Annotated in this window: 16 protein-coding genes; 6 read left to right on the top strand and 10 right to left on the bottom strand. The window is 62.3% G+C overall.

All coding sequences use genetic code 11. From position 1 onward, the window contains the following. Positions 1–86: 86 nt before the first annotated feature. The gene (gene mutS / locus V5E97_RS20825; RefSeq protein ID WP_406693443.1) at positions 87–2,684 is read right to left on the bottom strand and encodes a DNA mismatch repair protein MutS; all 2,598 of its coding nucleotides are present in this window, start codon (positions 2,682–2,684) and stop codon (positions 87–89) included. 127 nt (positions 2,685–2,811) lie between these two features. After that, on the bottom strand, positions 2,812–3,225 hold the full coding sequence (locus tag V5E97_RS20820) for an STAS domain-containing protein (RefSeq protein ID WP_406693442.1): 414 nt from the start codon (positions 3,223–3,225) through the stop codon (positions 2,812–2,814). A gap of 420 nt (positions 3,226–3,645) precedes the next feature. Here V5E97_RS20820 and queF point away from each other — a divergent pair, with 420 nt between their 5' ends. The 5 genes from queF (at position 3,646) to V5E97_RS20795 (ending at position 8,344) form a co-directional block, all read left to right on the top strand. After that, positions 3,646–4,002: a preQ(1) synthase gene (queF, locus tag V5E97_RS20815; RefSeq protein WP_406693441.1), complete on the top strand. Its 357-nt coding sequence runs from the start codon at positions 3,646–3,648 to the stop codon at positions 4,000–4,002. A 68-nt stretch (positions 4,003–4,070) separates the two neighbouring features. Further along, positions 4,071–4,913 carry an SAM hydrolase/SAM-dependent halogenase family protein gene (locus tag V5E97_RS20810; protein ID WP_406693440.1) on the top strand — a complete coding sequence of 281 codons (843 nt, stop codon included), beginning with the start codon at positions 4,071–4,073 and terminating at the stop codon, positions 4,911–4,913. Next, entirely contained in the window at positions 4,910–6,274 is a 1,365-nt protein-coding gene (bioA, locus tag V5E97_RS20805) for an adenosylmethionine--8-amino-7-oxononanoate transaminase (RefSeq protein WP_406693439.1), read from the top strand. Before V5E97_RS20810 ends, bioA begins: the two co-directional genes overlap by 4 nt. Beyond that, on the top strand, positions 6,271–7,032 hold the full coding sequence (gene bioD, locus V5E97_RS20800) for a dethiobiotin synthase (RefSeq protein ID WP_406693438.1): 762 nt from the start codon (positions 6,271–6,273) through the stop codon (positions 7,030–7,032). The genes bioA and bioD overlap by 4 nt, the downstream gene beginning before the upstream one ends. A 22-nt stretch (positions 7,033–7,054) precedes the next feature. After that, positions 7,055–8,344 (top strand): hypothetical protein, encoded by a 1,290-nt coding sequence (locus V5E97_RS20795; protein WP_406693437.1) that lies wholly within the window; start codon positions 7,055–7,057, stop codon positions 8,342–8,344. 206 nt (positions 8,345–8,550) lie between these two features. Here V5E97_RS20795 and V5E97_RS20790 read toward each other — a convergent pair whose 3' ends face one another. From V5E97_RS20790 to V5E97_RS20770, 5 genes are all read right to left on the bottom strand, one after another. Beyond that, the gene (locus tag V5E97_RS20790; protein WP_406693436.1) at positions 8,551–9,057 is read right to left on the bottom strand and encodes a hypothetical protein; all 507 of its coding nucleotides are present in this window, start codon (positions 9,055–9,057) and stop codon (positions 8,551–8,553) included. Beyond that, on the bottom strand, positions 9,054–9,986 hold the full coding sequence (locus V5E97_RS20785) for a DUF58 domain-containing protein (protein ID WP_406693435.1): 933 nt from the start codon (positions 9,984–9,986) through the stop codon (positions 9,054–9,056). The genes V5E97_RS20790 and V5E97_RS20785 overlap by 4 nt, the downstream gene beginning before the upstream one ends. Before the next feature lie 16 nt (positions 9,987–10,002). Next, on the bottom strand, positions 10,003–12,201 hold the full coding sequence (locus V5E97_RS20780) for an alpha-amylase/4-alpha-glucanotransferase domain-containing protein (protein WP_406693434.1): 2,199 nt from the start codon (positions 12,199–12,201) through the stop codon (positions 10,003–10,005). A 341-nt stretch (positions 12,202–12,542) separates the two neighbouring features. Beyond that, positions 12,543–13,589: a galactose-1-phosphate uridylyltransferase gene (gene galT, locus V5E97_RS20775; RefSeq protein WP_406693433.1), complete on the bottom strand. Its 1,047-nt coding sequence runs from the start codon at positions 13,587–13,589 to the stop codon at positions 12,543–12,545. A gap of 111 nt (positions 13,590–13,700) precedes the next feature. Continuing rightward, on the bottom strand, positions 13,701–15,890 hold the full coding sequence (locus tag V5E97_RS20770) for a glycoside hydrolase family 57 protein (protein ID WP_406693432.1): 2,190 nt from the start codon (positions 15,888–15,890) through the stop codon (positions 13,701–13,703). Positions 15,891–17,007: 1,117 nt separating this feature from the next. Between V5E97_RS20770 and V5E97_RS20765 the strand changes: the two genes are divergently transcribed. Continuing rightward, on the top strand, positions 17,008–18,096 hold the full coding sequence (locus tag V5E97_RS20765) for an acyltransferase family protein (RefSeq protein WP_406693431.1): 1,089 nt from the start codon (positions 17,008–17,010) through the stop codon (positions 18,094–18,096). Between the two features lie 111 nt (positions 18,097–18,207). On the opposite strand, the gene V5E97_RS20760 is transcribed toward V5E97_RS20765, so the two are convergent. The 3 genes from V5E97_RS20760 to lnt all read right to left on the bottom strand — a co-directional run bounded on the left by V5E97_RS20760 (position 18,208) and on the right by lnt (position 22,237). Next, on the bottom strand, positions 18,208–18,927 hold the full coding sequence (locus V5E97_RS20760; protein ID WP_406693430.1) for a Rad52/Rad22 family DNA repair protein: 720 nt from the start codon (positions 18,925–18,927) through the stop codon (positions 18,208–18,210). A gap of 429 nt (positions 18,928–19,356) precedes the next feature. Next, the gene (locus tag V5E97_RS20755) at positions 19,357–20,220 is read right to left on the bottom strand and encodes a hypothetical protein (RefSeq protein WP_406693429.1); all 864 of its coding nucleotides are present in this window, start codon (positions 20,218–20,220) and stop codon (positions 19,357–19,359) included. Between the two features lie 304 nt (positions 20,221–20,524). After that, positions 20,525–22,237, bottom strand: a complete 1,713-nt coding sequence (lnt, locus tag V5E97_RS20750; RefSeq protein WP_406693428.1) for an apolipoprotein N-acyltransferase — start codon at positions 22,235–22,237, stop codon at positions 20,525–20,527. Positions 22,238–22,465: the final 228 nt, after the last annotated feature.

Here is a 22,465-nt window from a genome sequence, read left to right as displayed (position 1 = left end):
TGGTTCCGATCGCTGGCGTAGCATTTCGTGGTCGTCGCGACCAGGGCGTTTCTCATGCCCTGGTCGCGACGACCACGACTCAAGGTTCAAGCCAGTTCGCGGAGTCGTTTGACGAACTCCACGGCCGCTTCCGGCGATAGGCTGGCCGGGTCGACCTTGCGAAGCTCTTCGAGTAACGGGTCGGGCAATGCGGCGAAAAGGCTGCCGGTCAAGGCACGGCCCGACTTGACTTTGCGGATCGGGCCAGCCGGTGGTCCCGGGTCGGGACCATGCTGCTTCTCGAGGAAGGCCAGGATCTCGCGTGACCGTTCGAGCACCGGGGCAGGGACGCCGGCCAATCGCGCGACGTGAATCCCGTAGCTCTGGTCGGCTCCCCCTGGGACGATCCGGTGGAGGAAGACGATCTCTCCTTCGCTCTCGCGAACCGCGACGTTCGCGTTCCGCAATCTCGGCTTGGTTTTTTCGAGTTCGACAAGTTCGTGATAGTGGGTTGCGAACAGGGTGCGGCAACCAACCACGTCGTGGAGGTGCTCGGTAATCGCCCAGGCCAGGGAGATGCCGTCGAAGGTACTGGTGCCTCGGCCGATCTCATCGAGGATGACCAGACTGCTCGCCGTGGCGTTGTTGAGGATGTTGGCGGTCTCGGTCATCTCGACCATGAACGTGCTCTGCCCTCGGCTGAGCTCGTCGGTAGCGCCGACGCGGGCGAAGAGGCGGTCGACGATCCCGATCCGGGCGCGCCGGGCCGGGACGAAACTGCCGATTTGAGCCAGGATCGTGAGCAGGGCCACCTGGCGGATGAAGGTGCTTTTGCCCGCCATGTTCGGCCCTGTGATCACGACGATCGTGCCGTCGTTGGGGCTGAGCCGGGTGTCGTTGGGGACGAAGTCGCCCGGGGGCATGAGCACGTCCAGCACGGGATGGCGCCCGACCTCGATTTCGAGGGCCGGCTCGGCCACCATCTCGGGGCGGCAGTAGCCGTGTCGCGCGGCCAGCTCGGCGAGTGCGGAGAGCACGTCGACCTGGGCCAGGACGGCTCCCGCCTGGATCAAACGGGGTGCCTCGGCCGCCACCCGGTCGCGAAGGGTCGTAAAGAGCTCATATTCAAGTTCGTTTGCTCGATCCTCCGCACGGAGAACCTTGTCTTCGTACTCCTTGAGCTCGGGAGTGATGTAGCGCTCGGCGTTCTTGACCGTCTGCTTGCGAATGAATTCGGGGGGGACCTTCGAGCCTTGCGCGTGGCTAATCTCGATGTAGTAGCCGAAGACCTTGTTGAAGCCAACCTTGAGGTTCGCGATCCCGGTCCGGCGAACCTGCTCGGACTGGAACCTGGCGATCCATGACTTCCCACCTCGCGCGATCTCGCGCAGTTCGTCGAGGTCGGGGTGGTAGCCCTCGCGGATCAGGCCCCCTTCCTTGATTGTGAGGGGAGGGTCGTCGACCAGGGCGGCCTCGATGGCCGATCGGACTTCGGGGCAGAGTTCCAGCGCCGCCTCGAGCTGGTTGAGCCGCTTCGAGGAGCGGGCGGTCAGTCGCGCCCGGATTTTGGGGAGGAGGGCGAGCGTCCGGGCCAGGGCACCGAGGTCGCGCGGGGTGGCGCGGCCGGTCCCGACCCGAGCCGCCAGACGCTCGAGGTCGTACGCTTGGCCCAGCGACGCGCGGAGGTCGCTTCGCAACAACGAGTCGCCGAGCAGTTCACCCACGGCTTCGTGCCGTTCGGCAATCGGTTCGAGGTGGGTCAAGGGGGAGGTGAGCCAGTCGGCCAGGAGCCGGGCCCCCATGGGCGTGCTGCTCCGGTCGATGACCTGGAGGAGCGAACCGTCCCGCTTGCCGTCCCGCAGGGTCCGGGTCAGTTCGAGGCTCCGGCGCGTCATTTCGTCGAGCGCCAGGACATCGGCCCGACGATAAGGCGTTAGCCGCGTCAGGTGGCCGAGCGATGACTTCTGGGTATCGCGGAGATAGGCCACCAGGGCCCCGGCCGCCGCGGCCTCGGGGGCCTGGTCGTCAATGCCGAACCCGGCCAAGGTCGTGATGCCGAAGTGCTCGTTCAGGGTGTTTCGCGCTTGCTCCAGGACGAAATCCCAGGATGGCCGGGAGGTAATCGTCGGCCCGAGGTGGGTTCGCAAGGTGCGGACCCAAGGAGCGTCGAGGCTGGTCTCCGAGACCAAGGTCTCGGCCGGGTTGAGCCGGGCCATCTCGTCCGTCAACTCGGTCCGGGAGACTCCCGTCAGCGAGAACCGGCCGGTGGAGAGTTCAACCCAGGCCAGGCCGAGCTTCCCCCCGGATTCGACGACGGCCGCCAGGTAGTTGGCGCTCTTCGGATCGAGCAGGGCCTCGTCGGTCAAGGTGCCCGGTGTCACCACCCGGACAACCTCGCGCTTGACGAGGCCTTTGGCCTGCTTCGGATCTTCGACTTGCTCGCAAACCGCCGCGCGCTGGCCGGCTTGGACGAGCTTGGCGAGGTAAGTCTCCAGCGCGGGATGAGGGAAGCCCGCCATCGGGATGGCGTTGGGGCCTTTATCGCGCGCGGTCAGAGCGAGGCCGAGCAGGGGGGCGGCCCGCTCGGCATCCTCGCCGAACATCTCGTAGAAGTCGCCCATGCGGAAGAGCAAGAGCGCATCGGGATCGCGAGCCTTGAGCTCGCGATACTGCTGCATCATCGGCGTTAGGGTCGGATCGCTCATGACGAAGGGCTGTCGAGACCAGTGAAGAGGGGCAGGCTTCGATTCCGCAACGAAGGGAACACGAGCGGCCGGGTCGGCCGTCGCTTGGCCAAATGGCCCGCGGCGGCCGACCCGGCCGCTCTTAATTTCAGTCAGGCGACAAATCCAGGAGGAGAGCTAGCTGGCCGGTCGCGTCGTCCGGTTTCAATATTTGTCGAGTGCCGACTGCTCTTCGGGTAAATCTCAAAACCTGGTCGAGACGGGTGATTCGGAAGACCTCGAGCAGATCGGGGTGGATGCAGCAGAGCTTGAGTTTGCCCTTGACCGCTCCCACCTTTTTCTTGAGGTTAATCAGCTTGCCCAGCGCGGCGCTCGAGAGATACTGAACGTTGCCGAAGTTGAGCAAGAGCTGCTTGTGTCCCTCGTCTTCGACCAAGCTGTAAAGCTGGTCACCCACTTCCTGAATATTCTCTTCGGTCACGATCTTGGTGTCGACGAAACTGACCACCGTGACTCCGTCGATGTTTTCCAGGCGAAGGTGACGACGAGAGGCTTGCGACATCGGGCAGACTCCTGATCCAGGATCGGAACCGCACTCCACCAGGCCGAGGTGGGTCTACACTTCAAAGGCCGGTCCCGCAGGCGGGCCGCTCGGGGTTAGACCGGATCACAACCGGTCCGTCGACCGAGGCAGGATCCGAGGCATCTCATACACTTACCACAATACGGCGAGGAATCAAGAGACCACCTCTTCGGGATTGACACCGGTTGTCGGTTTTTTCCTTCCATCCTCGATTACCAGTCCGTCGTGAGCCGCAACGCACTGCCCTGAACGGGGTGATATCGACGGCCTTTTGGAAACGATCCTGCTCCAAGGCCGTACCGCTTTTGACGTTTTTCGCTACAATCGGAGCTGGCGAGCCGGGGAGTGGCGGAGTTCTGTTCCCCGCCGGCTTTGATCTGCTCAGCGAGGAGTCGACTGATGGCGGCTTTGGAGTCGTTCCCGAACCAATTTCCCGATCGCGAATACGAGATCGAGATCACTTGTCCCGAATTCACGGCGGTTTGCCCGAAAACGGGGCAACCCGACTTTGGTACAATCATTATTACCTACGTCCCCGCCGCCACATGCATTGAACTCAAAAGTTTGAAGCTCTATCTCTTCAGCTTTCGCGACCGTGGGATCTTCTACGAGCATTCGATCAACACGATGCTCGATGACCTGGTTGGCGCCTGCCAGCCACGGCGGATGCGTGTGGTCGGAAACTTCACGCCACGGGGGGGAATCTCTTCGCGGATCACCGCCCACTACGAGGCGCAATCGTCCCCCAAGGCATAGCTCGAGGTCGCTCGGAGCGTTTTCGGAGCCGAGGGGACGATGGGTGAACCCGGACGGGCGGATTTGCGATGCGACAAGCCATCCTGACGCTGACGACCGATTTCGGGAGCGAAGGCCTGTACGTGGCGGCGGTCAAAGGGGTGATCCTGGGGCTGGCCTACCACACGCAATTCGTCGACGTGACCCACACCATTTCACCGCAGAACATCCTCGAAGGGGCATTTGTCCTCTCAGGCCTCATTGATGTTTTTCCGAAGGGGACGGTCCACCTGGCCGTGGTCGACCCCGGGGTGGGAACCGACCGGCGGCTGATCGTCGCCTTGGTGGCCGACCACTGGTTCGTGGTTCCCGACAACGGCTTGCTGAGCATGGTCACACGCGATCGTCAACCGAGCGGGATCTGGGAAATTGCCAACCCTGCTTTTCGACGGATCCCCGTCTCGTCGACGTTTCACGGCCGCGACATCCTGGCGCCGGCCGCCGCGCACCTGCTCGTCGGTGGCGAACCCGCTGAGCTTGGCCCCGTTCGAACGAAGCTCGTCACACTCCGCAATATTCAGGCGGTCGAGAACGAGACCGGTTTCGTGGGGGAAGTGATCCTTCGCGACTCGTTCGGCAACCTGATCACGAACATAGAAGCGAAACGGCTTGGCGAACAGCCGCGTGAAGACTGGACGATCGAGGTGGCCGGCGCCCAAATCGATGGGCTGGGCCGCACTTATGCCGACGAAATCGCTGGCACTCTGGTGGCCCTGGCCGGCAGTACCGGCTGGATCGAGATCTCGATCGTCAACGGTGATGCCGGACGGCATCTGACGGCAGGCCCTGGCACCACCGTCTGGATGAAGAAGAAATCCAAAGAAACCCTGCCCGGTGAGACGCTCCACCGTGGCCAACCTATCAGTGAATGATGACCCCTGAAACACTTCGACTTTGGGATCGTGACCATCTCTGGCATCCTTTCACCGCGCTCACCGACTGGGAGGCGGCGGAACCGTTGGTCATCGACCGCGCCGAGGGAGTCTACCTGTTCGACGTCCAGGGCCGGCGCTATCTCGATGGCGTCAGCTCGCTCTGGTGCAACGTCCACGGGCACAGGCACCCGACCCTCGACGCGGCGATCCGCGACCAACTCGACAAGGTCGCTCACTCCACACTCCTGGGCGTCAGCCACCCCACGGCCATCGAGCTGGCGCGGCGGCTCGTCGAGCTCACGCCCGAGGGGCTGACTCGAGTCTTCTTCTCCGACGACGGCGCAACGGCCGTGGAAGTCGCCTTGAAAATGGCGTTCCAGTACTGGCGCCAAAAGGCTGAGCCCGAGCCGAAGCGAACTCGGTTTGTGGCCCTGGGAGGCGCCTACCATGGCGATACGCTTGGTGATGTGAGCGTGGGCGGGGTCGATCGGTTCCACGCGATGTTCGGCCCCTTGCTCTTTCCCAGCCTGCGGGTTCCCAGTCCGCATTGCTATCGCTGTCCGCTCGAACTACAACAACCGAGCTGCGCTCTCGCCTGTCTGAATGCCGTCGATCGCGTTTTGGCTGAGCACCCCGGTGAGGTCGTCGCGATCGTGGTGGAACCGCTGGTGCAGGGCGCGGCGGGGATGATCGTCCACCCCGACGGATACTTGCGAGGGCTTCGGGAACTGAGCAGGGCCCACGGCACGCTCTTGATCGCCGACGAAGTGGCGGTCGGCTTTGGCCGAACTGGAACGCTCTTCGCCTGCGAGCAGGAGCAGGTCCAGCCCGACATCCTCTGCTTGGCGAAAGGTCTGACCGGTGGCTACCTCCCCCTGGCGGCGACGCTCACCACGGAGGAGATCTACTCTGCCTTCCGGGGGACGTTGGCCGAAGGGAAGACGTTTTATCATGGCCATACCTATGGTGGGAATCCGCTCGGAGCGGCCGTGGCTCTGGCCTGCTTGCGCGTCTTCGACGAGGAGCAGACTCTCGCCAACATGGTGCCGAAGGTCAACCGCCTGGCGGAACGCCTGGCGGCGTTCCGGGAGCTTCCCCATGTGGGCGACGCCCGCCAGCGAGGATTGATCGCCGGCATCGAGCTGGTCGCTGACAAGGCGACCAAGACTTCTTATCCTTGGCTCGAGCAGGTTGGCGCTCGCGTCTGCATGAGAGCACGCGACTTCGGTCTTCTCGTCCGTCCGCTCGGCGACACCCTCGTCATCTGGCCTCCCTTGGCGATCACGTTGGAGCAACTCGACGAGATGCTCGACATCCTCTTCCGGTGCGTCGTCGAGATCACGGAGGGATCAGCGTGACGATTCCCCCGGGACTCTTCGTCGTCGGCACCGACACCGGTGTGGGAAAAACGCGGGTGGCCGCCGCGATCGCTCGGATCCTGACCGGGCAAGGACGACGCGTCGGGGTTCTCAAGCCAGTCGCGACAGGCGCAGTGCGGCGCGGCGAAGGCTGGGAGTGTGAGGATGGCGAAGCCTTGATCCGCGCGGTCGGCGGCTCGATTCCTCTTGAACGCGTGGTGCCGCTGGTGTTCGAGGAACCGTTGGCCCCCTCCGTGGCGGCCCGCCGCTTGGGAACACCACTCTCGCCCGACAAGGTACTTCAAGGAGTGCGCGACGCCCTCGGATGGTGGTCCGAGCGAGCCGACGTCATGGTTGTCGAGGGAGTGGGTGGGTTTCTCGCTCCCTTGGCGGATCGGATGACCGTGGCCGATCTGGCCAAGGCGCTCGACTATCCACTCCTGATCGTGGCTCGCAGGGGGTTGGGAACCTTGAACCACACGCTGATGACGGTCGAGTGCGCGCAACGACGTGGCCTTCGCGTGGCTGGGATCGTGCTCAACCGCTCCGAACCCGGCGTTGAGGGCGCAGACCTGGCGGAAGCGACCAACGCCGAAGAACTCGCCCGACACGTCGGGCCGATCGGCATCCTTGGGGAACTCCCTTACGAACTTGACGAAGAAGCATTTGCAATCGCACTCGCAAGCATGGAGTGGTATGATCGATCCGAAAGGCCAAGATATCGGGAGCTTTTTGCTGAGGGGGCGACTCCCGGCTGAGGCGTTTTGAGGAGATCGAGCGATGAGCAGTGAGACCCATGATCCCGCGCTCGACGTGCCGAGGTCTGATGCTTCTTCCTCCGGTCTTCACGAGCCTGGAACTTCGCCGACGACCGAGGGGGAGAAAGATCCCTCACTCCCGCTCCCTCCTTATTCGAGTAGCAGCGGCGATGAGCTCAACAGGCTTCTGGCCGAATCGATCACACAACCTGCGCCTGACCCGTTTCTAGGGGCATTTTCGACGACGGAGCCGGAGCCGCGTCTCGTCCCCGAGCCGGAATTGCCTCCTGATCCTGTCGAGCCAAGTTCCCCCGAAGCGTCGGCCCTGGTCTCGGCGTTTCCCCCCTCCAACCCGGAGGTTCTCGAGCTCCCTCCGGGCCTCAATCCATCAAGTCGTGAGCAACTTCCTTCGGAATCGGGGCCGGCCGGATCTTTCGATGCTCTCTTGGCGCTTGCAGCCCTCACCGGGTTGGATCCATCGGAGCCATCGCCGGTCGAGTCCGTGGCGGAGTTTCAGGTCCCTCTGGCGATCCGGCTTGATGGGCCATCACCCCCGAAGACAGGCGATTCCGTGCCGGACGAGGACGATGAGGAGGACGACGAGGAACTTCCTCACCGTGGGAGGTCGTGGCCGAACCTCTTGCTGTTCAGCTATGCCAGCGCGGTGACGCTCGGGCTCCTCTGGGTTCTCTTCAGCGGCCGCAAGCTTCGCGAAGGGGAGGAAGCGGACCTCTTCCCGGCGGCTGAGAATCGACTCGATCCCGGTCGAAGGGCCGACCAGTCACGCAAGTGGGTCCCTCCGCTGCCCATCGCTGAGGACCACCTGACCAAGTTGGGGCAACCGATCCGAAGCGGCTCACTGGAGGTCACCCCGCTGACGATTGCTTTGGGATCGGTCGAGTTGGAGCAGACCTTCGACGAGTCCGAGTATCGCGGTGGTGGAGCCAATGCCCTCAAACTCAAGGTGAAGCTCAAGAATGTCTCCTCGGACTCGATTTTTGTTCCACTTGACGAAGCGTTTCTCCGCGAGCGCGATCGAGGAGGACCGGATAGCTTCATCGAGTCGGCCAAGGGAGGACCGATCGCGATGTATCCTCTGGCGGTCGATAGCGAGTGGTCGATCCGAGGTCAAACGTTCAAAGAGCTTCAGCCCGGCGAGTCGTACGTGACCTGGTTGGTCAGTGCGCCGGACGTCTCCGACCGCCTGTCCCCCCAGATGACCTGGCGTGTCCGGCTGCGGACCGGGATCGACCAGACCGATACGCTCGGCGTTCGTTTCCGCCAGGATGAGGTCAGCCGGGCTCATAAGTGACGCCGGTTTGCGTCGCACGCGACAGGTGCTCTTCTCGCTCATGTCCCCCTCCTGTCGTTTCTCGTCGGTCCTTCGCCGTTGCCGCTTGGGCTTCGTCTCGGCTCTCTGTCCTAGCGAAACCGATCGCGGTTTCCCCTCGGGCTGGAGGCTGACTGGGGTCGATGCTTTGGAACAGGGGGAGGCCGAATTACGGTTGGTCGGCGAGTTTAGATGTGAGGGGATGGTTTTGGGTTGGACTGCGCAATGATGTTGATCAGTTCGTGAAGCTCGGCCTCGGCCACGGTTGAGGATAGGAGCTCGAGCGAGTTGGCGAATTTGGCTCGATCGGCCTCGGCCAGGAAGGCGATGAGCCGCTCGGCGGGCTCGGGACCGATCGCGTCGACCAAGGTGGAATCGTTGGCGATTTCCTCGGTGGTCTTGGCCAGCCAGGCGGAGCCGAAGGCGTCGGCCATTGATTCGCGGATAGAGAGCGACCAGGCGATCATTCGCTCATGTGGGGAGACTGAACCCTCTTCCGGTACGCCCGGACGTTGCTTTGTGGTTGGTGGGGTCGGCTTTCGCCGCCGGCGTCTTCGAAGGAGGAATGCCGAGCCGACGCCGGCCAGCGCGAGCCCGACCCCGAGCCCGAACCAAGGGGGGGATTCGGCCAGGGGAGCTTCTGGTCCGAGATTGGGACGAGGTGGGGTGTAGATGGCCTTGGACGTTGGGTTCACGATTTGCCCCGACGGCTGGCACGGCCCGAGAAGAACTGGATCAAGGGGCCGATGGGGTCTTGGGTCGTGGAGATTTCGTAGCCGGTCAGGCCAGCTGCCGCGCACCAGCGACGGTGATCGGCCCGCCGTTGTTGCGCCGCCTCGGCGTAGGCCTCGCGAACTCGCGCCGAGCTCGTGTCAATGATCCGCCTGGTCCCGAGCTCGGCGTCCTCGAGTGCGACCAGGCCGGCGTTCGGGAGCGTCTCTTCACGTGGATCAACCAGCCTGAGGGCGACGACCTCGTGCCGCCGGGAGGCCTGCCGCCAAATTCCGACAGGCTCGGGAGTGAGGAAGTCGCTAAGGACAACGATGAAGGCGCGGCGAGCCGAACGGCGGAGCCGAGTGAGGCCGACCGCCAGGGCGGTCCGCCGTGAACTGGCCGGGGTCGCGACCAGGGCTCGGACCACTCGGGCCAGGTGTCGGGTTCCACCACCGGGAGGCAGTTCGGCCTCGACGCGGTCGCTCACCAGGACCAGGCCCACCCGATCGCCGTTCTGAATCGCCGCCGTCGCGAGCAGGGCGGCGGCCTGCGACGCCCGGTCGGCCTTGGACTTTCCCTCGGGGCCGAATCGGAGGCTGGCGGAAACGTCGACGAGGAGCCAGAGGACCAGGGATCGCTCTTCGATGAACCGACGGACGTAAGGCTTCCCTTGCCGCGCCGTGACATTCCAGTCGAGATGGCGGACATCGTCGCCCGGTTCGTACGCCCGCAGTTCGGCGAATGTGAGCCCGATCCCCGGCCGTGCTCCATGATAGGCGCCGGACAGCATCGAGACCGCGCCTGGCCGGATTCGGAACCGAAGCCGACGCGATTGCCGGACGATCGCCGCCGCATCCAGCGACGACGATCGGGACGGCTCCGTTTTCTTGGCGTTAAAGGGCCAGATCATGGCTCATTGGGTCGCGTCAAGGGGTGGCGGTCGCTCGGGGCCGACTGAGGTCCGGAACCAGGGGCGACCCGCGGTGGGCGCGGGCTTGGTCGAACGTCCAGCGGATCCGGACCTCCCAGCGCCTTGATTCGTCGCCGCTGACGAGCCAGTGCGGGATGACCGCCGAACTCTGGTAGACTCCCTCGAACCCGCCCTCGCTCTGGCTGACCGTCTCGATCGGGAAGCACCAGAGGCCCGCCGGGTTCGACCATTGGAGCTGAATCGAGAGGTCGAGCCATTCGTCCACCAATTCCAACGATTCGGTCCGGGCCAGGTCGAGCCGGGTATCGAGCATTCCGAGCCGGCCGCCCGCTCCGTCGCTGAAGTAGCGGTCATCGGCGTGGCCTGCCATCGCCGCGAAGTTCATCTCGACGGCGAAATGGAGCGTGGTGTCGAGCGGAAGCTCTTCGAGAACGTAGTGAACGTCGAGGCTCGAGGAGTCCGCTCCCAGCTCGATCGTCTTGCGGATGTGGATCCGGTGCCCCTCCGCCCAACCTGGCCGGTCCATGAAGAGGGCGACACGGTCGGGGGTCCTCTGAACGCGCGAGTGGTAGGCGCCCACGAGGAAGTCACCACGCTCGACGTCGTGGCAATCCACCAGCTCCTTAAGCGTGACATCCTTCGAGTAGAAGTGATCGACGAGGCCTTTGCGAGGATGCCGATCATAGACCAGGAGCCGGTCGAGCCCCTCCTGCTTCATGACGAGCCGGTCACTGATGATCGCCGGTCCGTCATAATGGCCAGTGCCCGACTGCGCGGCGGAAGCGATCACGCCGTGGTAGGCCTCGGGTCGTCGGTCGAGAGTGGCCAGGAGGTTGGTCAGAGCGCGTCGGTCGTCGAGCTCGTAGATGTGGCCCCCCGTCGCGGGTCGGACGTAGGCGATGAGCCGGTCGTTCTCGAGGCGCACTTCCTGTCGTGCGTCGAGGTTGAAGTCGGCCACATCGAGTGAAACGCGAGGCCCCTCTTTCCCCTCGGCGTCATCCAGAGCGTTGTGGGATGCGATCAGGCTGCGATAAATCGCGTTCCGGAGGTGGGGCAAGTAGAGTCCGCCAAACGCGCCGTGCCAGTAAGGGCAGTTGCATTGACCGCGGTAGAGTTCTTGTCGCGCGGCGTCGAGATAGTCGGGGTCGACGGTTGGATTAGCCTCGGCGAGAGCCAGTCGACGCGAGAGTTCGAGCATCCGGGCGTACATCTCGTCGCTCTCGGAATAACGCGCTTTGAAGTTCCGCCAGTACCCCCCCGCGCGGAGGAACGGCTTGAGCCGTTCGGCGCCTGGATCGTTCGCGGTCTGGCGGATCGACTCCTGGTAAGCGGTCAGCCGGGAGGCGGGCAGGGCCCACTCGGTCATTTCGCGATAGGAGCTGTCGGGAAGGTAGATTTTGCCCAGGGGAAGCGTTTCGTCGACAGCCCGCGCGAAGGTTGTTGGCTCGATCCAATCGCGGTTGCCGGCGATCATGTCGCAGAATCGGCGCAGCCATCCTCGTGTGTAGACATGGTCATGGGTGTCGGGCCAACAGCCGAATTTTTCACCATCATCGGCGAAGACGACCGTTGAGCCGGGGTGATGGTCGGCTAGATGCCGGAGGTATTCGTAGGTCGCGTGGGGCTCTTGGAACGGGATCGTGTAGCGCAGTCGCTCCGAACCCGGAAAGGCCTTGAGCAGCCGACCTTCGTCCTCCGTGAGGTAATAACCGAAGAGTTCCGACTCGTTCAGCCCGGCACGCTGGAAGTGGAAGTCGTCGAGTACCGTGTATTCGATGCCCGCCTCGGCCAGAGCCAGAACGAGGTGCTGTTCCCAGACTCGCTCCGGCATCCACATGCCGCGAATGTTTGCACCGAGGAGGTCGTTCAGGTAGCTCGAATAGGCGCGGATCTGTCCCACCCGGTCCCGGTGGGGGATCATGGTCATGATCGGTTCGTAGAAGCCGCCGCCCAGGATCTCGACCCGGCCAGCTTCCACCAAGGCGCGAACCCGAGCGATGTATTCGGGCTTTCGCTCGACCAGCCACTCCAGGAGCGGTCCCGAGGTATGCAACGCGAACGGGATCTCGGGATACCCTTCCAGCACGTCCAGAAACGGCAGGTAGCTGTCGCGATAGGCCCCTTCGAAGACGCCGTCGAAATTGCCCACGGGCTGGTGGTTGTGCAAGGCGAGGATCAGGCGGACACCGGACATGGGAAGCCCTCTTGGCAGTCTGCGGCCGTGTGTGGCGAGCGGTTCCATCCTCGCAGAAGCCTCCCTCGATCGCCAATCCCGATTGTCGAGTCCGCGCGTCGATTCCGGAGCCCGATTTGAATCGACTTTGAGGTGGTCGGTTTGGCTTTTTTTGTCGCTCGGGTAAGACGGGGAAATTGCGAAGTTAAGTGCGGAGTTGTTCCAGAGGAGTGGCTCGTCATCGAGAGCCAGACTCGAGGGCCTTTTGCCGAGCGTCTGGGGCTCGAAGTCGAGACCGCGGCCCCCCTGGCTCCTCCGACCGCCATGGGAGCAACCCATGGAGCGCTGTGCGATCGTGCTTGTCAGGCCAGACCGGTCCCATGACTCATGAGAGAGGTCGAGGTCGTGGGATACTCGGTCTCGCGGAGGAAGGCGGCCGCGTCCTCGGGAGGTACCGGGTTGATGTAGAAGCCGGATCCCCACTCGAACCCGGCGACCTTGGAGAGCCTGGGGATGATCTCGATGTGCCAGTGGTAGTGGGGCAGCTCTTGGTGGTCGAACGGCGAGGTGTGGATGATGTAGTTATAGGCGGGGTTATCCAGGGCGAGTTCCAGCTTGCCTAGCACCTGCTTCAGTACGGTCGCCAGGTCGTCGACCCCTTGCTTTGGGATGTTCTCGAAGTGGCTCGAATGGGTCTTGGGGACAATCCAGGTCTCGAATGGGAAGCGGCTTGCGTATGGGCAGAAGGCGGTGAAGTGAGAGGTGTCGAGCACGATCCGCTTCTCGGTGGAAAGCTCTTGCTGGACCATGTCGCAGTAGATACAGCGCCCCCGGTAATTGAAGAATTCCAGCGATCCGGTCATTTCTTCCCAGACCGAGATCGGCACGATCGGGGTGACGATCAACTGACTGTGGGTGTGCTCCAGACTTGCACCCGCGGCTGAGCCCACATTCTTGAAGAGCATGCCGTGGACCAGTCGCGAATCCTTTTTCAGGTCCACCAGCCGATCGCGATAGACCCAGAGGATCTCGCGAACGTTCTCTTCCGGAAGCTCGGGGAGACTGACGTGGTGTCGAGGGCTCTCGATGATGACCTCGTGGGCGCCAACGCCCGCCATCTTGTCATAGATCCCCTCACCGCGTTTGTTCAGGTTCCCCTCAATCTTCAGGGCGGGGAACTTGTTGGGGACAACCCTGATCCGCCACCCTGGCCCATTGGGCCGCGTTCCCCGTTCGCGGTAGGCGACGATCTCCGGCGGCGTCTTGTCCTCGTTCCCCTCGCAGAACGGGCAGAAGCTCCCTTCGGGTTGTAACTGTGCCTCGCCGCTGAAGTCGTGAGGTCGCTTTGCCCGCTCGTGCGCGATGATCACCCAGCGGCCGACGATCGGATCTTTACGCAGTTCGGGCATTTTGAGTCTCCTCTTCGGCTAGGCCGTGAACAACCTTGGGGAGCTTTAAGAAGCGATTCACGAAGGATGACGCCAAGTCCCACTCTCCCAAGGCTAATGATTCGGTGAACCTCAGGCTTGCCACTGGATTCGTTCGAAGTCAGGAGTCGGAACCGACAGTTCGAAGATGCCCTCGCGCGGAGCGCGATCGATGCTCGACTCCCCTGTGATCAACTCGACGTAGAAGCGAATCGGATCGTCGGCGCGAAGGCCAAGGCGGCCGAACGGGACGGCCAGCTCAAGGATCTTGCCGGTGGCCACTTCCACGGTGGTTCCATTGCTGGAGGGTTGGCCGGAATGGTTGATGTGGGCCGTCGGCCTGGGGAGCGAGGGAGATTCAACCACGATCTCCCACTCGGCCGGATCCACAAACCCGACGCGGAGCTGGCTCGTCTCGGCCAGCCGCTCGCTTGCCGGTCCGCCGTCGGTATCGACCCGGATCAGGAGTCGATCGGCACTGAAACCGAACCAGATCGTGTGGAGCGGCCCGCGCGTGACGAGGGCCATCGTCCCCCGCTCATTGCCGCAAACGTAGCGGGCGGCGTTGATCCACTCAAAGTAGGACGAGCGGCCGTCGACCGTCACGTTGAGGAAGCTGGTTGGCTGGTCGTGGATCGGCCGGTGGCTCACGGCCTGGGAGATTGGCGTAAAGAGACTGCCGGGAGGATCTTGAGCCAGCAAGGTGTAAACGTTTCGGAGGTGCTTACGGAACAGGTGATCGAACAAGGCGTCGAGCGCGCTCGAGTGATCGTCACCGTACCACCAGAACCAGTCGGAACCTTCGGCGATGTAGATTTCGTCCCAGGCCCGTGCCAGGATCGCGGGGTTGTGACGGCCGGTCTCGACCTCGCGGACGAGGAATTCCCGAGTGGCATGGAGGGCATCCCAGGCGCGGTTGTCCTCGGGGTGTCCGATCCAGATCGCGAAGTTGTGGCTGATCCAGCTCCCCGAGAAGAGGCGGGGGAGCGAGTCGGACGGAGGGTGGTTGCGGAGGAATTCGCCCACGGTCACCGGCTTGACCCGTGCGTCGCGCACCGCGCTCTGGTAGAGCGAGCGGAGGAACGAGACGCCGCCGTCGGGGTAGTACTCCCAGCAGTTTTCTCCGTCGAGAATCACGGGGACGAGCGTCGCCGGATTCTGGCGGCAGGCGTCGCCGATCGAGTGGAGCTTGCCGATGAAGTCGTTCGCGGCGGCCGGTCCGGGGCTGCGCTGATAGTGGAAGCCGACCTGGTCGGACATGGAATGGTCGCGGAAGACGATGCCAAGCTCGCTCCCTTGCTCGGCCACCTTCCAGGCACGGTAGAGGAGCTCGGGGTGACGGACGTGACCTCGGCTATCGCGCCCGACCTTGCCGTGAGTCGAAGCGCCGAGGATCTCTTCGTCGGTGGCGATCCACTCGATGCCGTGGCGTTCCAAAAGCGGAATCATCGCCTGGCAGACCGACCCCTCGCTCGGCCACATCCCGCGAGGCCGCTCGCCGAAATGCTTCTGGTGGCTCTCGACGGCCCGTTTCACGTGAACCTCGGCGTCGTCGAGGTAGCCGTCGCGGTAGCTGGGCAGGTTGACGTCGGGCATGGCCTCGCGGGCCAGCCGCTTGTCGAAGAGCAGGGGGATGATCGGGTGGTAAAAGGGCGTGGTGGTGAGCTCGACCTGCCCTCGGTCGGCGAGCTTGCGGTGTAGCGGAATGATCTGAGCAAGGAGTTCGCGCTGCTTGTCCAGCAGCCACTGCTTCTCGTCCTCGGAGTAGCGCTTGCCCTTGGCCTTGAACTCGGCGAGCTCGGGGTCTTTCTCGAACAGAATCGGGTGCATCCAGCTCAGGTTCGACCAAACTTGGAGGTCGCGGAGGTCGCGTTCTCGGAATCGGGGAAGCGCCTGCTCGGCCGAATCGACCCCGAGACCGCGCTGATGGTAGAGTTCGTTGTAGCGCGGGTGGGGACGGATCATGGCATCGGCATGAGCCATGAAGAAGTTGTCGAGCAGGTAAAGAGCGTCGTCGTGGTCCATTCCGTCGGCGGGAAGGCGAGAGACGCGCAGATGCTTGTCGGTCGCGCCATGCACGTAAGCTTCGATCTGGACGAGTAAGCTCGGGACGAGATTGATCGTACAGCGAAACTCGGGCACCTCCTCGAGGTGCAGCGCCATCCCCAGGTAATCTTTCGTGCCGTGGAGACGGACCCAGGGCATCGGGTTTTCGCCCGCGACGTCGTCAGGGTAGTACGGCTGGTGTTGATGCCACATCAGGGCCAGGGAGACGGTAGGCATGACGCGTCCTTATTGCTTCTGAAGTCGAACGACGAAAACCAGACTCGGCCGGCGAGAACATCCGACCAGTGCCGGGGCCCGTCGCTCGGGATCGAGATTCCTCCCTGGGCGCTCCGCATTCTCGATGAGAATTCTTGTTGCCCTACGCCGTTGAAAGCCACCTATGGTTCTGCGGACGATATGAGTGTTCAGGTGAAATTGCATTCGGACTGTGAAGGATTCCGAGACCAAACCGGCCGCAATTTCACCCCGACGGGAGGGATGAGGCCCGAATCATCGGGTCGTGCGATGAAACCGGCGCTGGCTCACCTCACCCGTGGGTCGAAAGGGAATGGGCCTCGAGAACGGATCGACATTCGCTCGCGATCTCGTGCGCCCCGCGGGGGCGGAGCCTTTTACGAGAAAGGCCCAACCGCTCCCAAAACAAATGGCGAATGAGCCAATCGATCAGTTCAAGGTCGCAGGGAATCCATTCACGCAGGACGACCTCTCCGGCATCGCCACTTCAATGGTCATCGACCACTTCGACCGGAAGAACCCAACCTTTTTGATGAACGAGCCTCTCACAATCCCCTCACAAGGAAAATTTTGGAGTGTTCGGGCTGTGATGTCAAATGGAGAGGCAGGGTGATTTTGGTGGGTTTTACTGTTTCGGTCGGCGATTTTCCCCTGTTGCGGAATGGGAACTCGCCGGGGTGAGGCTCAGTGGGCGAGCCGTTGGGATGGACTCGCTCCAGGAATGTCGCTCGTGATTTTGGGGGTGACGCAACTCGCCCAAGCGACTTGTGGCCGGCTCGCAAACGCAACCGCTTGGAGCGGGCGTGACCAGAGTTTGCTCGCGGCCTTCTCCTGGAGGAGGTCCGATTGGATGCCAGTGCCGGCGGGCTTTGTTTCGCTAGGTATAGGTTTTGCTCGTGTGTCAAGCGGGTTGTCGTTACATTTTTTAACTTGAATATCGCCGAAGCACTTAGTAGGGTTAAGCCACTTCATCTTTAAGAGCGTCGAAGCAGTACCCCTCATCAGGCTGGTTTTCGGCCGAATACGAGCCCTGAATCGGGGCAAAATCTACGCTCTAAGGCAGGGATGCACCTAAAGAGTGATAAGGAGATCACCTCCTATGCGCAGAATCACGGAGTTAGATGCCATTCGCGGCCTCGCGGCGATGGCCGTGATGATCTATCATCTGAAACCACAGGCGTTTGCTCTACACGGGGTCCGCGTTGATCTCTTCCTCGTCCTGTCCGGCTATCTTCTAAGCTCGATCATCCTCAAAAAAGGGGGTGGGGCTCGATTTCTTTTCACTTTCTCCATCAGGCGTTGGCTGCGGATTTGGCCGATTTATTTTATTGTGCTCATATTTTTGATTTTGGTGAATCCTTACCTCGGTAAGCCGTTCCCGATGGACGGCCTTCCCTACTATATGACCTTTACGCAAAATGTAACGCGATATTGGTCGGACTCAACTCCGGCATTCAACTGGTATTTTGAGCACACGTGGAGTCTCGCCATAGAAGAACAATTTTTCTTGTTCTGGCCGCTCCTGGTGGTTCTTGTAGGCCGCTGGCCGCTCGTGCCAATCTCCGTTGCGCTTGTGATCTTATCGGTTGTCATGCGAAGCCTGGGGTTTCATTGGTGGCTCCTCCTGGCTCGGTGCGACGGATTCGCGTTCGGTGCGTTGCTGGCGGTGATTTTCATCAACCGCGAACAGGTGGAGCGACATCGAGAGAAGATTCAGCTTGGCTTCAGTCTCACCAGTCTATTCGCAGTGGGCTTTGCATTGGCGACAACAACAGCCACGCTCGGGATGGATTTCAGCGAGATGTCGCTTTTACCCTCATTGATGGTCCTTTCCTGGAATCTGCTCTACTTCGGTCTGATCGGATTGGTCATCCTCAATACAGGCCATCCCAGCCTCCGTATTTTACGTGATGCTCGCCTGGGTTATCTGGGGAAGGTCAGTTACGGGATTTACCTGTTCCATTCGTTCGTCTTCATCGTGCTCTGGTCGGCCGCTCGGTACCTCAAACTAGGCGAACCGCTCTGGTTGGATGGAGTTAAGATTGGTTTGACCATCGCGCTCGCTTCCATTTCCTGGCATTGGATCGAGCAACCCATCGCGAATCTGAAAGATCGGTTCCGCTATGGAACGCCCCATCCTTCCAATCAGCCTTTGAACGCTCCGCAACTCCACGGAGCCAGAGCCTGACCGCGGGCCTTCAACCGACGAACCGACGAAAACACCCCGGGGCCGCTGGTGTGCGACCGCCGGGGTGTTCCATTCAATTCAGCGGGCTTTCAAGCGAATCCGAGCGATTTCTCAGTTGGCCAGGGCTTCCTCGTAGGCTTCGGACGGCGTCGCGTGGATCGACTGGAGTTTCCGACACGCCTCCGCGTGGGCGAGCGTCACCTGCTCGGCGTCCCAGTCCACCATTCGACCTGGGAATTCTTGCAGCTTCGCCCAGCTGTTGAGGTACTTCAGGAGCCCGACCGAATAGCGCTGTTCCTGGTCTTTCGTCCAGGCGAAGAGCGCCTTGCCGGAGCGGGGCGGTCCCCCATTGCCGTGAGCCGTGGTCGTCGCTGAACGCCCCTGCGAGGGTGCCGGGGCCGGCGAGCCCTGCGTCTCGGTGACGGCCAGTGCCTGCTCGATTCCAGGGGTGCGTTCCTGCACGAAGGCGGGAACACCGTCTCGATACAGGTAACGGGCCACTCCAAATTTGACGGCGGTCCGTTTGAACGCGTCCGAGTAGCCCGACTTGTCGTCGTCGCCTGAGTCGGCCATCCCAGCGTAGCCGCCGGCGTCGGACTTGGTCAGGGTTGACCCATCCGGCAATCGGATCGTCAACTCACACATGACGCTGTTTTCACCGGGCACGTAATGATCCCACCAGTTCTCAGGTCCGAGAACGGTGTCGAGTCGGTTCATCACGGTTCGCGCCGTGATGTAGTGGAGCTGCCGTCCGGTCTGCGAACGAAGCTTGATTTCCTGGGCATCGAAGGGTGCGGCGAGGGCCGCAAATAAGTCGGGATGCTGAGTCATAGCTGACGCCCCCCGGAGGATCGGGCAGGCGCGGTTTGGACCGCCCCGCCGCCCTCGACTGGTATCAAACACCGGGTGCAAGGACGACGTCTCGGGGGAGTAACACCGAAAACGCCGTCGCCCGATCAATCCCGGTGACGCACACGGAATCGATCGGACAACGGCATTCTATTCCAGCACGGGTCAGTTTACAAGCGTACACTGGACCAATGTTCGGATTTTTCGGAAAGAGCCGCCAAGGCTGTGTTTGAGGGCGGGGTCAGCAGGCTGGCGGCCTTGGTCGTAAATTCGTAGCGTTGGAGGATCAAGACGAGTAGGAGGCATCCGAGGACCATGGCCCCGAGGGCGACGCCTAGCATGGCTACGTAGACGTCGCTGCGAGGGGACTGGACAAAGACGCCAGGGCGACCGGCAGCTCGGGCTCCCCCGCTAGCTCCGCGGGCCGCTGCGGAACGTGGACGAGACAATGTCGCCCTCCTTTATCTTTTTGCCTTGGATGGTTGTCCCACCGACCACCACGCCCACGGCCTGGTCCGGGTCGACGGAGACAATGCGAACCTTGCCGAGATACTCAGGTTTCGGCTTCAGTCTCCAAAGGAACAGCTCATGGCCCACGACCAGGCCGTCATCCGACCCGATCGTCAATTCGACCCGATTGTCCTGGTCGACTCGAGCAACTTCACCGTGGACGGAAGGGGGGCTTTCCAGTCCCTTGACCTGAGTGATGTCGTCCGAAAGGCCGTGCTGCCGGAGCAGGGCGGAGAACTTGGCTGAAGTTTCGCGGAGGACGTCGGCGTTGTTCTTGGCCACGTCGCGTTCACGAGTCAGGATGCGGATCTGGTCGTTTAGCTCTGCCTGCTGGAGTTTGAAATCATTGGCCTGCTTTTCGACCTCCAGCTTCTGCTCACGAAGTCGTTGCGCTTCGTTGCGGCTATGCTCCGCCTCTTCGAGGGCAGTCTTGGCGTTCGCCTGCGCGGTGGTCACCTCGCCGCGAGCCGCCGTGGCCTCGCCCCGAATCGTTTCGATGTCCCCCGTCAGCTGGGCAATGGTGCTGTCCAGCCGCTTGACAGCCTCTTTGTGCTCGGTTTGGGCCTTGGTGAGATCGCCTTTAAGCGTGTTGATGGCTGCGGTTGCGTCCGAGTTTTTCTTCTGAAGCTCTGCGACTTGAGCCTTGGCGGCCGTGGTCGCTGCCTTCCAGTTCTGGGCGGTCGTGAAGACCACCGTCGAGATGCCGAGGAACATCAGCGAGAAGGCCATGATGACGATCACGAGGATCTTGCCGACGAACGTCATGGTCCCATCCTAAGCAGGTCTTGGAGAAGACGGTCGGCCGTGTACCCCTTGCGTCGTGCCGCCACGAGTCAAGCGCGGGGAAGGGGACAGAGACCGTGCGGGTCCGGGAAGTGGAGTCAGGCCGATGCGTGCCACCTAAAAGGTTGCGCCATCGCCATTCCTTTGCATATTTTACAGGACCGAGTCCGGGGCCGGCAAGAATCATTTGGTGAACGATTCTTCCCTGCACTCCCCGGTTTCGAACACGACTAAACTTACCCGATGAATCCGGGTCTGACAAGCAAGGAGGCTTGGTGAATTTGGGTTAGACGGATCGGCGGGACCGGACCGTTTGCAAAAGCCAGGCCGGGATCAACCCAAGGGTGAGGGCCAGGCAACCGATTCCGAGCCAGTCCCCCCATTCCGAGTAGAGGGCGACGCGGTCGTCGAGCGGGACTGTGACGGAGAGGACTTCCTCCGTGACCTTGGGCAGAGCGGCGATCACGCGACCATTGCCGTCAATCAGCGCCGATACTCCAGTGTTGACCGCCCGCGCCAGCGGAACCCGATTCTCGATCGCGCGAAACACGCTGATCGCCAAATGGATATCGTGTTCAGAGGAACCTCTGAACCAGCCATCGTTGGAGATGTTGAGCACGACGTCCGGCAGCCGGGTTCCTTGCCCCTGGAAGAACCGGCGCACGAGGTGGGGGATGGTGTCTTCAAAGCAGATGGCCGTGGCAAACCGATACCGGCCGAGTTGAAACCAGGCTGGCTTGGTGCCGAACGTGAGCAGTGGAATCGTGCCGTTTCGGTAGGGAGTCAAAACCGTCAGCCAGGGAAAGAGGTCAATGAGCGGGACGTACTCACCAAACGGGACGAGGTGGATCTTGGCGTACCGCTGGATCGCCTTGACGCCGGGCTCGAACAGGATCGCCGCGTTGACCTTGGAAAAGCCGGAAGCGTGGAAGTCGTACAGCGTGCTTCCCACGAGCATGGGGACCCGGACCTGATCGGTCCAGTTGTGGAGCTGGAACGTGGATTCTTGCTCCCAATAGTTCCAGACCTCCCGGCCATTCTTCGGGTCGATCGCTCTCGCCTGGCGCTCATAATCCGAGTCGCTGAGTTGGGGGTCCCGGACGACGAACGGTAACGGGTAGGAGGTTTCGGGCCAGACGATGAGATCCAGTCGTTTGTTCTCCCGGAGCGCCCGCTCCACCAACGACTTGTACGTCAGGAGAATCTGCTCGTGATTGCTTGGAGCCTTGCGCGATTGTTCCAGGTTTGATTGGAGCAGGGCGAGCCTGGGGCCATCCTGGAATCGGGCGGTCGTGATCCGAAACGTGCCGTAGCCGGCCGTGACCGCAAGCAGGCCCAGGACGATCGAGGCGCGAACGAGCTGAGGACGGGCGAGCCGATCCCCTCGCGGTGTCGACTGCAGAAGGGGCAGCGTACGGAGGTCGACCAGCCAGGCGTTGACCAAGGCGATCAGGATGCTCACACCCAGCGCCCCGGTTGTGTCCGCGATCTGAATCAAGGGAAGGACTCGGTGCTGGCTGTGAGCCAGGTAGTACCAAGGAAATCCGGTGAGGATGTGGGCGCGGACGAACTCGAGCCCCACCCAGATCAGAGGGACCGCCACCATCAGAGGGATCCCGAGCCGGAGCACCGAGAGCCGCGCCAGGAGCAGAAACCCAGGCCACCAGACCGAGAGCGCCAGCGCCATGACCAACCAGGCGAGCCAGGCGTCGCTGTCCGTCAGTCGGACCCACTGGATCGAGAGGACCCAGAACAGCATCCCTCCGGTCCAAGCTCCGAAGTAGATCGAGCGGCGCGACCGCTGACTCTTGATCAGCAGGAGCAAGGGGACGAGCGCCCCCCAAGCCAGCCAGCTCCAGTCGGTTGGCAAGAACGAAAACCAGAGGAGCATTGCCGAGAAAAATGCGAGCACGACCGGATGGCGATCATACGAGGACGACGGCGTCAACGAGTCGACGGTCTTCGGATTAGCCGCCGCAGTTGCTTCGGTCGTCAACATGATCGTTCTCTCCCCCTAGAGCAAAGGCCGTGCTGGGTTCGAGATTCCCCCGGCCGATTGGTCGCTGTTCGCCTTCGCCCTCCACGTTCCGTCTCCGAAAGTCATGTTCGTTCGCCATGCACGGACATTAGCCGCGCGAGGCGATGCCGGTCCGGTGGCTGAACGTGCACGAACTTGCCGAGGGTTCGACGGTGAACGGGACCGCGCTCACTCTCCAGCGGCGGCGGA

Origin of the sequence: Singulisphaera photorubra (assembly GCF_045290345.1) — a bacterium.
Classification (GTDB): Bacteria; Planctomycetota; Planctomycetia; order Isosphaerales; family Isosphaeraceae; genus Singulisphaera.
Note: the sequence above shows the minus strand (reverse complement) of the source record. Positions and strands in the feature narration are given on the sequence as shown.

What these genes read in the sequence shown, in the direction of transcription:
- mutS (WP_406693443.1), bottom strand. Translation starts at nt 2,684, where the DNA reads ATGAGCGATCCGACCCTAACGCCGATGATGCAGCAGTATCGCGAGCTC.
- V5E97_RS20820 (WP_406693442.1), bottom strand. Translation starts at nt 3,225, where the DNA reads ATGTCGCAAGCCTCTCGTCGTCACCTTCGCCTGGAAAACATCGACGGA.
- queF (WP_406693441.1), top strand. Translation starts at nt 3,646, where the DNA reads ATGGCGGCTTTGGAGTCGTTCCCGAACCAATTTCCCGATCGCGAATAC.
- V5E97_RS20810 (WP_406693440.1), top strand. Translation starts at nt 4,071, where the DNA reads ATGCGACAAGCCATCCTGACGCTGACGACCGATTTCGGGAGCGAAGGC.
- bioA (WP_406693439.1), top strand. Translation starts at nt 4,910, where the DNA reads ATGATGACCCCTGAAACACTTCGACTTTGGGATCGTGACCATCTCTGG.
- V5E97_RS20795 (WP_406693437.1), top strand. Translation starts at nt 7,055, where the DNA reads ATGAGCAGTGAGACCCATGATCCCGCGCTCGACGTGCCGAGGTCTGAT.
- V5E97_RS20785 (WP_406693435.1), bottom strand. Translation starts at nt 9,986, where the DNA reads ATGATCTGGCCCTTTAACGCCAAGAAAACGGAGCCGTCCCGATCGTCG.
- V5E97_RS20780 (WP_406693434.1), bottom strand. Translation starts at nt 12,201, where the DNA reads ATGTCCGGTGTCCGCCTGATCCTCGCCTTGCACAACCACCAGCCCGTG.
- galT (WP_406693433.1), bottom strand. Translation starts at nt 13,589, where the DNA reads ATGCCCGAACTGCGTAAAGATCCGATCGTCGGCCGCTGGGTGATCATC.
- V5E97_RS20770 (WP_406693432.1), bottom strand. Translation starts at nt 15,890, where the DNA reads ATGCCTACCGTCTCCCTGGCCCTGATGTGGCATCAACACCAGCCGTAC.
- V5E97_RS20765 (WP_406693431.1), top strand. Translation starts at nt 17,008, where the DNA reads ATGCGCAGAATCACGGAGTTAGATGCCATTCGCGGCCTCGCGGCGATG.
- V5E97_RS20760 (WP_406693430.1), bottom strand. Translation starts at nt 18,927, where the DNA reads ATGACTCAGCATCCCGACTTATTTGCGGCCCTCGCCGCACCCTTCGAT.
- V5E97_RS20755 (WP_406693429.1), bottom strand. Translation starts at nt 20,220, where the DNA reads ATGACGTTCGTCGGCAAGATCCTCGTGATCGTCATCATGGCCTTCTCG.
- lnt (WP_406693428.1), bottom strand. Translation starts at nt 22,237, where the DNA reads ATGTTGACGACCGAAGCAACTGCGGCGGCTAATCCGAAGACCGTCGAC.